This window comes from Chitinophaga sp. (assembly GCF_036569125.1).
Taxonomy (GTDB): domain Bacteria; phylum Bacteroidota; class Bacteroidia; order Chitinophagales; family Chitinophagaceae; genus Chitinophaga.
Genome location: NZ_DATCRF010000011.1, coordinates 1 through 11,964, shown reverse-complemented (window position 1 = coordinate 11,964; position 11,964 = coordinate 1). Strand labels below are relative to the sequence as shown.

Annotated in this window: 10 protein-coding genes; 7 read left to right on the top strand and 3 right to left on the bottom strand. The window is 47.4% G+C overall.

Annotated elements, in window-relative coordinates:
* Positions 1–2,729 (top strand): hypothetical protein (locus VIM87_RS00480; RefSeq protein ID WP_331995063.1); only part of this gene is annotated, 2,729 nt, incomplete at its 5' end.
* Positions 2,730–3,699: 970 nt separating this feature from the next.
* On the opposite strand, the gene VIM87_RS00475 is transcribed toward VIM87_RS00480, so the two are convergent.
* Both VIM87_RS00475 and VIM87_RS00470 read right to left on the bottom strand, forming a co-directional pair.
* On the bottom strand, positions 3,700–4,983 hold the full coding sequence (locus VIM87_RS00475) for a UDP-N-acetylmuramoyl-tripeptide--D-alanyl-D-alanine ligase (RefSeq protein ID WP_331995062.1): 1,284 nt from the start codon (positions 4,981–4,983) through the stop codon (positions 3,700–3,702).
* A 388-nt stretch (positions 4,984–5,371) separates the two neighbouring features.
* Positions 5,372–5,608: a hypothetical protein gene (locus VIM87_RS00470; RefSeq protein WP_331995061.1), complete on the bottom strand. Its 237-nt coding sequence runs from the start codon at positions 5,606–5,608 to the stop codon at positions 5,372–5,374.
* Between the two features lie 65 nt (positions 5,609–5,673).
* Here VIM87_RS00470 and VIM87_RS00465 point away from each other — a divergent pair, with 65 nt between their 5' ends.
* From VIM87_RS00465 to apaG, 4 genes are all read left to right on the top strand, one after another.
* Complete coding sequence (locus VIM87_RS00465; RefSeq protein WP_331995060.1) at positions 5,674–6,222, top strand: YceI family protein; 549 nt, start codon at positions 5,674–5,676, stop codon at positions 6,220–6,222.
* A gap of 49 nt (positions 6,223–6,271) precedes the next feature.
* On the top strand, positions 6,272–7,213 hold the full coding sequence (locus VIM87_RS00460) for a DUF5777 family beta-barrel protein (protein WP_331995059.1): 942 nt from the start codon (positions 6,272–6,274) through the stop codon (positions 7,211–7,213).
* Entirely contained in the window at positions 7,201–7,527 is a 327-nt protein-coding gene (locus VIM87_RS00455) for a DUF4157 domain-containing protein (protein WP_331995058.1), read from the top strand. Before VIM87_RS00460 ends, VIM87_RS00455 begins: the two co-directional genes overlap by 13 nt.
* Positions 7,528–7,808: 281 nt before the next feature.
* Positions 7,809–8,195 carry a Co2+/Mg2+ efflux protein ApaG gene (gene apaG / locus VIM87_RS00450; RefSeq protein WP_089906493.1) on the top strand — a complete coding sequence of 129 codons (387 nt, stop codon included), beginning with the start codon at positions 7,809–7,811 and terminating at the stop codon, positions 8,193–8,195.
* Between the two features lie 272 nt (positions 8,196–8,467).
* On the opposite strand, the gene VIM87_RS00445 is transcribed toward apaG, so the two are convergent.
* The gene (locus VIM87_RS00445) at positions 8,468–9,508 is read right to left on the bottom strand and encodes a hypothetical protein (RefSeq protein WP_331995057.1); all 1,041 of its coding nucleotides are present in this window, start codon (positions 9,506–9,508) and stop codon (positions 8,468–8,470) included.
* A gap of 107 nt (positions 9,509–9,615) precedes the next feature.
* Here VIM87_RS00445 and VIM87_RS00440 point away from each other — a divergent pair, with 107 nt between their 5' ends.
* Both VIM87_RS00440 and VIM87_RS00435 read left to right on the top strand, forming a co-directional pair.
* Positions 9,616–10,293 (top strand): porin family protein, encoded by a 678-nt coding sequence (locus VIM87_RS00440; protein WP_331995056.1) that lies wholly within the window; start codon positions 9,616–9,618, stop codon positions 10,291–10,293.
* A gap of 94 nt (positions 10,294–10,387) precedes the next feature.
* A partial coding sequence (locus VIM87_RS00435) for an NAD+ synthase (protein ID WP_331995055.1) occupies positions 10,388–11,964 on the top strand: 1,577 nt, incomplete at its 3' end.

Genomic DNA, 11,964 nt, shown 5'->3' with positions numbered 1-11,964 from the left:
GGGCTTACCTGGATGCCCGGGAACTCGTACCCTTCAGTACCGTAAATGTAGGCGCAAAAAGTAAAGGCACCGCGGGCAGAGGGCATGGCGAGTCCCGTGGAGCAAGGATCCTGAGCGCCTTTGAAAGAGGGGAAGCAGCAGTAGATGCAGATACGTTGTTGGAAGCCGTGTACAGGCTGTTTGATGATCGTTCTGCCGGCCTGGTCGCGGTAGAGAAAAATCTATTTTCCTTCAATTTGTTGACAGGAGGCGGCGTAGACAAAGACAAACTGAAAGGTATAACTACCATTAATGAGATATGGACGCAGCATAGGCTAAGCATCGCGAAATTATTTCCTAAGGTGTATGCAGCAATAGGGAAGGAACTGGAAAAGGGTGATTTCTCCAAAAACCTGAAAAAGATCAAGCAACAGAATATCCGGAATCTCATCGATGAAGTTACTGCTAACCTGGGTATCATCCATAAGGACGCTAATCTGCTGGGCGTTACGTTCAGGAACAAAAGTACCCCACTCAAAGGTAACGACATTAATGTGACCCATCTAACGTCAATAACTGAGCTCTATAGCCTGCAACGGTCTACAATGGACCAGATGCAGGAGATCTACCTGCTGAATAAAGAACTGAACAACGAATTCACCGGCAACATCGACAACCTCCACAAGGAATTTGAAAATGTAAAACAACAGGTATCAAGGGCGGTACCACAATACAAAGCGCGAAGAGCAAACGTCAATGAGGCGATCAGCGCTGCATTGGAGAAATATACCGGCGAACGGACCGAAGACCGGGGGTTAAAGGATAATGCCCGCAATGCCTTAACAGGTATCAAAGATTATAAGGGTAATAATCCCTTTAACCTGTTTAATCCAGAGGCACTTGTATGGCCAGAGGAGGAAGAAGCAACAACCTCAGGCGAATCAGAGGAGGAAAAGGCAAAAAGAAAACACCGGGAGAAAGCTCCCGGCGAGCCAACCCTTAGCAGTCAGCTAAGCCCCATGGCTATCCAGATCATACTGAATGCTGAGGGGAACATCGGGGAGATGTTATCCAGCGGAAGGCCGCCATCTCCTTTTTCAAAAACGATGGGCGCCCACACCACTGCCTGGGTCGTACACCTGGACAGGGTGAGGACCAGGATCATAGGCAGGAGTATCGCAGAGGCGGCGAAGGCGTTGAGGAAAATGAGCGATGAGGTGATATTATTTGCCGCGGAAAGGGCGCATTTGCCAAAAGGCAGCAATGTAAAGTATGTAGAAGGAGACGCCGCAGAGGATATCGCGGCTAACTTAGAGGTAGATCCCGATGAGGCAAACATCACGACCATACAGCAGATGATCAGCGCCATACTCACCTACTTTAACCTGATACCAGGAGTGTCGGTTAATAAGCTTGATACCACCGGGCACGGTGAAGGTAAATGGCGGGGCATTTTACTGCGGTTTGAAAAATACCGTGATGGTGCAAGCAGGAGCACTATAGAAAAAGCCATCAAAGGTCTGAGAGATGGAGGAACTAAAGATCTGCATGATAAATATATAGCGGAAGCATACCCCATATCCTTTAATTACCTGAACGACGAAAGTATACCGGAGAAAGAGGATAAGTTTATCCAGGACGAAGACCTGGACAGGCTTAGTGTTGAAGCGGAGCCGGAGCAGGTGGCGTCTACAGCGCTCAATGAAACAGAGATAGGGGAGCTGGAAGCAAAGAGAGGTGATTCATCCTGGCTTACCCACGTCAATAATTGCCTGATCAATGCCATTACAGATGCGGCCGGTGTGGCCCGTGCTGATGCAGACACCATTATCCGGATCAGGCAAAGATTGGGCGCGCCGGTGGGTGAAATGTTAGCCGCCAGTACGGGAAACCTTGATATTATCCTGCGGGAGCTCGGATTAATTGGCTGGGGAGTGGTAGTGGTATACCAGGGCGAGACCTTTGTAGATGAATCAAGCAATGCAGATGCGACGACTCCCCTGTTTATCTATCATGATGGGATCAATCACTTTACCCCCTTGTACGGGGCCAATGACAGGAAAAAGAAAAAAGACGTTGATAAGGAGCCGGACAAAAAGGATGATGCCGGTACTTCAGCAGCGGATGCTGTGGTGGATATTGAAGACGATAAAGATGGCGTAACTGGTCATGAGGAAGAGGAAGGCGCAAATATGTCTGATATAGGGGAAGAAGAAGAAAGTTTGCCGGCGGATGATGCAGTTTCCGTGTTGGATCTGCTTAGCAGCGGTGGGGAAGGGGAATACAAAAGTGCATCGCCTGAGTCTGGCCTTTCCGGGGATGCTGACAGCAGGAAACGCAAAAGGAGATCCAGCAAAAAAAACAAAGAGGAGGGATCATCTGCAGAAGCGCATAAAAAGGCAAAGAGCGCACTGGCTCCTCAACAGCGGAACGAAAAAGAACAGGAAGAAGAGGATATAGTAACGGAAACTCCGGCGCATCCCGGCCCCTCAACAAGTGCGCCGCTTAATCATACACAGTCGCCCGGCTTCGATTTCAGTGCACCAACATTAGTGACCCATGCATCGTTTTTTAGCTTCGGTGACCGGATAACGCCTCTTTTTGGCCAGCCGCATCAAAATAACGGAGCACAGCCGGGCCCCCTCCTGCCAGATACAAACACCACACACGACGTAGAAGAGGAGGATGCTGAGGAAGATGAGGGAAGTGGTACCGCTGAGAAGATGAATCTCGAAGAAGATAACCCTTAAATTGAGACCACGTTACTTTGAGACCGCCTCGTAGGATGTGGGGTTTTATGTAGGGGGGTAGAGTTGCGCAGCAATGTCAGTAGGGAAAAAGGAGGGTTTTAGGAGGGAAGCATACCAGTATCACTGCAATAAAACCACAATAAAACTGCCCTTGTTTATTACTGTTTAAATCTTACAGGAATATTTCGTTAACCCGTTTTGCACGCCAGGCAGGTTATGGTGCTGCCGTGCCTGTTAAACTTTTTAACAGTGTTACACCCTGATTACCAATTTTTTGTTCTTGATAAAAAAAATTCCATTTTATTAAATCCAAACATGTTAATGTTAACGTACATAGTATAGTGCGGGTTAATTGTGAAGAGATTTAAGTTAATATAAACAAATGCGTTAATAAGGATTAAAGGCCATACAAGCTTTGTTTATACTTCAGTTTGAACTTCGAGAGTGTTTTACAGATAACTAGGAAAGTGGGTATTATGCCCGCTTTTTTAAACGAACTCTAAAGTTGGCATAGGTTATGAACACCTGCGGGTTTTTTAGCTTGCAGGTCTTTTTTTTATCAGAGCGCCAACTTTTTTAATATGCAGTGATGTGGGAATGTGCAGATGGGAATAAGGTGTTGTGGCTTGGGATGAGCAAATGACATAACCGCCAGGTGTGTTAATATGCAGATGTGTTGATAGTTGGAGTGTGCAGATGGCAATAATGTGCTGGCAGAATTGGGATGTGTAATGAAATAATGCGCCGGCGTGTTATAAGCGGATGTGCTGACAGGCCGGAGTGTGAAGATGAGAATGATGTGCCCGTGATATTATGCTAATGTGCTGATAGGTTTGGAGCATACAAACGAAAAGAGCTGCTAGTTTCTATTGGGAATATTGACAATCAAAAATGCCTGTCAGGTTCAAAACCGGGCAGGCATTTTTAATTAACAAAAACCAGCACATTAGCATATTGGCACATCAGCACATCAGCCTATCACCTTCTCCATTCCTATGCTGCGGCTGCCTTTAACAAGAATATAAGTATCTGTGAACTGTTGCTGCTGCAGCCAGCTAGCCGCTGCTGCTGCATTATCCAGGTATACATAGGGGTGGTTTATTTTACTGAAATCCCCTCCCACCAATACCACGGCATGCCAGTGTGTGCGCTGCAGCAGATCGGCCAGGGCCTGGTGTTCCTTTACACTATCAGGGCCCAGCTCCATCATAGCGCCTAGCAGCAATACCTTTTTAGGGGCATTGATACCGGTAAAATTTTCAATAGCGGCCTTCATGCTGGACGGGTTAGCATTATAAGCATCCATGACAATAGTATTGGATCCCTGCTGTATCACCTGGGAGCGGTTGTTAGAGGGCACATAACCTTCAATAGCTGCTTTGATATTAGCCGGCGGTACGTTGAAATACAGGCCCACAGCTACTGCGGCCATTACATTGGGAAAGTTATATGCGCCGGTAAGCCGGGTTTGCAGCATGCCTACTTCTTCATCGCTCGTTACCTCCACTCCCAAGAATGCGCTTTCTGCCAGGGGCCGGCCGGTAAAGTCGGCATCCTTTTCACCGTAGGTGATCACTTCCATTATGCCCTTGCTCATATCCAGCAGGTAAGGGTATTGGTTGCATAAGAACACGGTGCCATCATGCTCCCGCAAATAATCATACAGCTCGCCTTTGGCCTTGCGTACGCCTTCTTCACCGCCAAAACCTTCCAGGTGCGCCTTACCAATGTTAGTGATAATACCGTGTGTGGGCAGGGCTATGCGGCAATAGGCTTCAATTTCATGCTGATGGTTAGCGCCCATTTCTATTACAGCTATCTGCGTAGCGGCGGGTATGCTTAACAGCGTAAGCGGTACGCCAATATGATTATTCAGATTACCTACAGTGGCCACTGTTTTGTACGTGCTGGCCAGCACAGTGCTCACCAGTTCTTTCGTAGTGGTTTTACCGTTAGAGCCGGTAATGGCCAGTATGGGTATGTTCAGCTGCCGGCGATGCCATAATGCCAGCTCCTGCAGGGTGTGCAGGGCATCTTTTACCAGCATCATTTTTTCCGGCTGTGTGTAATACGCTTCCTCATCTATCACTGCTAACGCAGCACCGGCCTGCAACGCCGCTTCCGCATAGGCATTGCCGTTAAAGTTAGGTCCTTTAAGCGCAAAGAAAATATCGTTGGGTTTAAGCTTGCGTGTATCCGTCTGAACAGCAGGATGTTGCTGGTAAAAAGCATAGAGCTCGTCAATACTTGTCATATACAAATATATTTAAAATATAATTTATGTCGCTGTGCTGCGTTATTCTCCCGACCGAGGCAACCGTTTTTAATTTGCTATCGTATTAAATACTGATTGCTTAGCGGGACCATTATCCGGCGGCCAATGATCCAATAAAGATCGGGTTTTGTAAAAAAATATTGCTCACAATTTAAAACCAAATAATAACCTTTTTTTTCATCAAACCATTTTGCCTAGTAATGAAGACATATCTTTTATTGATTAGCCTACTCGCTGTAGCAGTGTATAGCTGTACCAACAAAGAAGCCATAGCCCCCGACAGCGGGCCGCAAACCGGGGATTGTGACAGTAAGCAGATCCCAGCCGCGTACGTTTATGGAATTATCCAATCCAATTGTACCCGGTGTCACAGCGGAGCTACCGCACCTGCGGGCGCCGACTTTTCCACACTGGAAAAGTTCAGAAATTTTGTAAGTGGTAATGAAGCAACATTCCGGCTGCGCGTTACCAGCGCCCAGGCAGATATGCCGCCGCGTGGCGCATTGGGAGCGGGAATACGCGATTCCATTAACTGCTGGATATCGAAAGGAATGCCGGAATAAGAACAATGAACAATGGAACTGCCGGTCCGGTATTGCAGCATCCTACCGGGTTATGGATCCCGGATCAGGTAGTTCGCACAAGTCTTTAAATTAAAATTGTATCAAGGTGAAACGACTTCTTTTTGCTATTGTTGTTCTTTTAGGAACAGTGAATGTTTATGCGCAGGATATTTACTCCTGCCGCAATGCTAATCTATCTTTCTTTTCATCTGCTCCGATGGAAGACATTGAAGCCAAGACAGACAAAGGGGTATCTGCCATCAACGCCAAAACAGGCGCGGTGTATTTCAAGGTGCCGGTAAGCTCTTTCAAGTTCAAGAAAAAACTGATGGAGGAGCACTTTAATGAGAACTACCTGGAAACAGAAAAATATCCTTATGCAGAGTATAAGGGTAAATTTGCCAGCCCGGTAGACATCACTAAGGACGGCACTTACGATGTAGCGGTGGAGGGTGTTCTATCCCTTCATGGCGTGGATAAGACCTATAAGGAAAAAGCCACTATCACCGTACAGAATGGTAAGGTCACTACCCTGTCTAAATTCAATGTGCGCCTGGAAGATCATAAGATCAAGATACCTACGCTGGTAATAAAGAACATTGCTGAAGTAGTAGAAGTAACGGTGAATGCAACGTATGCCGCATCCGGCAAATAGGCCTGAACAACCAATAATAACACCTAGTACAACCATCACAAATTATATTATGAGAATTTTACCGCTATTATTTGCCTGCTGTAGCTTAAGCATGGTATGCCGCGCACAGGACGACCTGAGCAAAATGTTCGAGGATTCTACCGGTCACCGCCCGGTGATAGGTACGTTTAAATCTACCCGTATTATTATGGGCCATTCCAATGAAACGCTCAAGAAACATGAGCTGGATTTCAGGGTGGCGCACCGTTTTGGCGATGCCGGCGGCGAATTTGGCGGCGGTAAAACTGCTTTTGGGCTGGATAACTCTACGGATATACGCATTGCGTTTGAATACGGTATTTCAGATGACCTGATGGTGGGCATCAGCCGTGCCAAAGGTTCCGGCGACCTGTCGCAGATCTTTGAAGGACTGGCCAAATACCGTTTGCTGAAACAAACTACGGATGATCATATCCCGGTATCAGTGTCACTGTTCGGCAATGTTACGGTAAGCACCATGACCTCCAACGATGCGCTGACCTCTGCCAGCCATTTCGATGAATTTACCGACCGTATGACCTACGTAGGCCAGGTGATCATTGCCCGCAAGTTTGCAGACCTGGTATCCCTGACCCTGTCGCCTACCTACATTCACCGCAACCGGGTGGGTTATATGGATATGAATAATATGTTTGCCCTGGGCGGCAGCGGCCGTATAAAGCTGTCTAAAAGACTGGCTTTCATTGCAGAATACTACTATCCCTTCCGCAACCAGGCCAGCAAGGATTATTACAAATCCCTGGGTGTGAAGTTCTATAACCCGCTGGGTGCGGGCCTGGAAATAGAAACCGGTGGTCACGTGTTTAGTATTAACTTTACTAACTCAACGGCTATACTGGAAAACCAGTTCATTGGTGAAACCAAGTCATCCTGGCTACAGGGCCAGTTCCGTTGGGGTTTCAATATTTCACGGAGATTTTCGCTATTTGGTAAAAGGGATTGGAAAAAATAATTTGTCGTATTAAAGAACGTTCCTGGCTGGCCGGGCGTGCTGCCCGTAAAATGGACAGCGCCCGGTTAGCTATGGTACTGGGCCGTACCATTCACCTGCATGGGGTGAACCGGCAGGCTTTTCTGGCAGATGTGGCCTGGCTGCGGCACGAGGTGTGCCATGTGCGGCAATTCCGCAGTTATGGGTTCTGGCGCTTTCTGTGGCTGTACCTGCTGGAATACCGGCGCTGCGGCTACTATAATAACCGGTTTGAGGTGGAGGCCCGGCTGGCGGAAAAAGATGAGGAGATGTTAACCGGGGTGGAGATTGTGTAGTTGGCAGTCTTTAGTTGGCAGTGGGCAGCCGGGGGTAAGTACTTCATCTGATGGGGGCTATACGAAGTAAAAGATTATGTTTGAATACGGAAACCGGGCGCCGGCCACTGTATTGCAATGAACAGCAGGCACTTACCATAAGTAAGCCGGAAGCCATGCCGCAGGCTGCTAACCGCGCACTGCAGACTGTTAAAACGTGGTTAAAGTCTGTTTAAATAGCACATAATTTTATTTCCTGCTGGATTAATTTTCCTTATTTTTACGTTAAAGGAACGGTTCTTATGGTAAAAAAGGTAACAGAAGGTATCACGATCAGTGTGGAGACATTCTACCAACCTGATTATTCCAACCCTGTTGGAAGTGAATACATGTTTGCCTACCGGATCACCATTGAGAACAATAATACCTTCCCCATCAAGCTCCTGCGCCGTCACTGGTACATCATTGATTCCAACGGTACCCACCGCGAGGTAGAAGGAGAGGGCGTAGTAGGCGTTCAGCCTTTACTGGCCCCTTCAGAAAGCTACCAGTATGTATCCGGCTCCAACCTTCGCACAGAGATCGGCAAAATGTATGGAACTTATCAAATGGAAAATCAGCTCAACAAAAAACTGTTTGAGGTGAAGATCCCTGAGTTCCAGATGGTAGTGCCGTTTAAGCTGAATTAATTACGAATTATTCAATTACGAATTACGAATTACGAATTTGCTGTTCGTCAGGAACTTTATCATGTTATAAGATTAGCCCTATAGTGTTGACCTGCGCAGGGTTTCCGCAATTCTGCCTTGAATATCCAATCAACTTTAATAGTTTATAAGATCTTTTGTGAGGTGAATACTTCACGCTGTACACAATTCGTAATTATTCGGTTCATAATAATTTTCAATGGTCCTCATGCACCGTTTTGCGGTGTCGTAATTGAATAATTCGTACTTGGAAATTATTTCGGTCTGTATTTCGATTCGCTGAATATTCCCATCAGGTCTTTATTTTCCATTAATTGCTGTAAGGTCACTTCGGGATGCCTTTCCATGTATTTACGAATGATCTGCCTTCCCACAAAGTAACCGATACGGCCGGGAGAGCCTTCCGGCATGCCTTGCGTGGCGGGGCCATCGCCCATAAAATGCATCGCTTCCTGCCAGTCGGTTTTATATAACAGCTCGTTCTGAATAAAGTATTGCCAGATCATTTGCTCATTATCATTACACCAGTCCAGCTGTTGTTTCGTGTAGCCTATGCGTATAGTGTCCGGCGTTTCGGGCAATACCTGTTCCAGGAAATACTGTTGTTTGCCGGCTGCCACCAATTGTTCTACCAGCTTGGCATTGGCGCCGGCCTGCGGAAACATGTTCTGCGCAATGGCCTGCATGCTGTTGGTGGTAATATATTCCTTTGAAAAACGGCGCACCATGTACACGGGGTAATCGGGCAGGTTGGCATAGATCGGGAAATCGTTGCCCATGTACATATCCAAACCCACGCCCAGCAAGGTATCTACCGTTACGGCGCCATAATTGCCAATGGCAGAAATAAAGGTAACTACCCTGGGTACCTTAAACTGCGGAAAGTAGTATTTCATGTACCGGAAGCCCTGGGCCAGGTCCTGCTCCAGCCAGTGCAGGTCGGGGAATTTGGTTTGCACGGCCTGCTGCAGGTAACGGAAATCCTTATTGGTCAATAACAGGCGCATTTGCTGCGGAATATGGCGGCTGCTGTCTGCAAAGGCGCCAAACTCCATAATATGCTGCACATAGGCGGGCAGGAACAGCGGGTAGCGGCTGTACAGCTGCTGCAGGCCGGGCGCTACCTGGTTGGTGTCTATTTTTACCAGGTCCTCATCAAACCGGGCAATACTAACGGTTACCGGTATATGGCTTACATCCGGCGCCTTTTTGCGGGAGGAGCAGGCGGAGAGCACTACCAGCAGCAACAGGGCCGGCCCGTATAAACACGAAGTTTTATTAATGTACCTTTGCATCGGTTTAATCAATTTACGATTTTAGATTTACGATTTTAGATTTGCTTGAAGCGGCTGAAGGCCATAAATCTAAAATCGTAAATCTATAATCTAAAATCCAGATATTTATGAAGCACAGCGTTTGGATCGTGTTATTATTGGTGATGGGCCTCAACAGCCAGGCACAGCGCAGGTTTTCCATGGAAAGGGTACGGCTGGGTTTTAAGCTGGACCCGGTTATATCCGTACTAAAACCGCAGGATGCGGGCGCCAACCGTACCAGCAGCCGCCTGGGACTAAGCTATGGGCTGATGGTGGATTTTTTACTGAATGATGAAGGAAATTATGCTTTTGCTACCGGCCTGCAGATCAGCATGGGCGGCAGCACCCTTAAATATGACGCCGGCAAGGGCCTGGAACGCTTTAACGCCAACCCTGCGGAATACACGATGAAATTGCAGCACATTGAAATACCCGCTACCATTAAGCTGAAAACCACTGCTTATAACGGGATTGGTTTCTGGGGGCAGTTCGGCACCTACCTGGGTTTCCCTATCCGGGGCCGGGCTGATGTGATAAGCCTGGATCAGCGCTACGAAAAAGAGAATGTGCTGGGCTCCCTGACGCCTATTAATGCCGGCATGTTATTGGGAGCAGGTATTGAATACCCGCTGGGCGAGCGGCTGGCTGCCGTGGTTGGGCTTACCTTCCAGAACGGGTTTGTAGATGTAACACGCAATAGCAAGTGGGATGATGGTAAGGTGAATATGAACAGCTTTGCATTACGCTTAGGAATGTATTTTTAATTTTAGATTTTAGATTTACGATTTTAGATTGGATTGGAGCGATTGAAGGTCCATTAAATCTAAAATCGTAAATCGTATATCGTAAATCAGTTTTATGAAGATTGTAATGGCGCAGCAGAATTACCACATTGGTAATTTTGAGCTGAATACGGAAAAGATCATTAGCGGAATAAAGGATGCCATTGCCCAGGAAGCAGACCTGGTGGTGTTTTCAGAGCTATGTGTATGTGGGTACCCGCCGCGTGATTTTTTGGAATTTGAAGATTTTATTAACAAGTGTTATGCTGCTATAGATACTATTAAAGCCTACACCGACCGTATAGCCGTAATAGTAGGTGCGCCCTGCCGTAATCCACAGCGGGATGGGAAAGACCTGTTTAATGCGGCCTGGTTCCTGCATGAAAAGGAAGTGAAGCAGGTGGTGCATAAAACGCTGCTGCCTACCTACGATGTGTTTGATGAGTACCGCTATTTTGAACCGGCCTATGAGTGGAATGTAATTCCCTTTAAAGGTAAAAAGCTGGCGGTTACTGTTTGTGAAGATATCTGGAACCTGGGCGATAACCCGCTGTACCGCATTTGTCCCATGGACCAGCTCATACTGCAGCAGCCGGATGTAATGATCAATATTTCTGCAAGTCCTTTTGATTATGATCATGACCAGGACCGTAAAGAAATTATCCGCGCCAATGTGCTGAAGTATAAGCTGCCCATGCTGTATAGCTGTACCGTGGGATCGCAAACGGAGATTGTGTTTGACGGCGGCTCCCTGGTGTTTGATGCGCAGGGGAATATTGTAAAAGAGCTGCCTTATTTCCAGGAAGCCAGCTATACGCTGGAGCTGGATGAGCTGCTGCAATCCACCAAACCCGCACCGGTAGTGGAGCACACGCCGGTTAAAGAGCTGGTTTTTGATTATAACATAGACCGTATTTACCAGGCGCTGGTGCTGGGCATCCGCGATTATTTTGGCAAGATGGGTTTTACCAAAGCCATCCTGGGATCGTCCGGTGGTATAGACAGCGCCGTTACCCTGGCCATTGCCTGCGAAGCGCTGGGCAAGGATAATGTAAGAGCTATCTTGCTGCCATCACCTTACTCCACAGAACATTCGGTGGATGATGCGGTGGCGCTGTCAAAGAATTTAGACAACCCGCATGATATCATCCGCATCAGCAATATTTATGAAAGCTTCTTAAGCACGCTGGAACCGCATTTTAAGGGACTGCCCTTTAGTTTGGCGGAAGAAAATCTGCAGTCGCGCATAAGAGGTAATTTGCTGATGGCGATGTCCAATAAGTTCGGATATATCTTATTGAACACCTCCAATAAAAGTGAGCTGAGCACTGGTTATGGTACCTTATACGGCGATATGGCCGGCGGCCTTTCTGTGCTGGGCGATGTATACAAAATGCAGGTGTATGCGCTGGCGCGGTATATTAACCGTGACAAAGAAATTATACCGGCCAACATCATTGACAAAGCCCCGTCGGCAGAGCTGCGGCCCAACCAGAAGGACAGCGACAGCCTGCCGGATTACAGCATCCTGGACCGCATCCTGTACCAGTACATTGAGCGGCGGCAGGGCCCCCGTGAGATCATCTCCCAGGGCTTTGATACTGCGCTGGTAGACCGTACGCTGAAGCTGGTGAACACCAATGAATACAAGCG

Coding starts and splice junctions, on each gene's coding strand:
- VIM87_RS00460 (WP_331995059.1), top strand. CDS start 6,272: ATGAGAATTTTACCGCTATTATTTGCCTGCTGTAGCTTAAGCATGGTA.
- VIM87_RS00440 (WP_331995056.1), top strand. CDS start 9,616: ATGAAGCACAGCGTTTGGATCGTGTTATTATTGGTGATGGGCCTCAAC.
- VIM87_RS00445 (WP_331995057.1), bottom strand. CDS start 9,508: ATGCAAAGGTACATTAATAAAACTTCGTGTTTATACGGGCCGGCCCTG.
- apaG (WP_089906493.1), top strand. CDS start 7,809: ATGGTAAAAAAGGTAACAGAAGGTATCACGATCAGTGTGGAGACATTC.
- VIM87_RS00470 (WP_331995061.1), bottom strand. CDS start 5,608: ATGCTGCAATACCGGACCGGCAGTTCCATTGTTCATTGTTCTTATTCC.
- VIM87_RS00475 (WP_331995062.1), bottom strand. CDS start 4,983: ATGACAAGTATTGACGAGCTCTATGCTTTTTACCAGCAACATCCTGCT.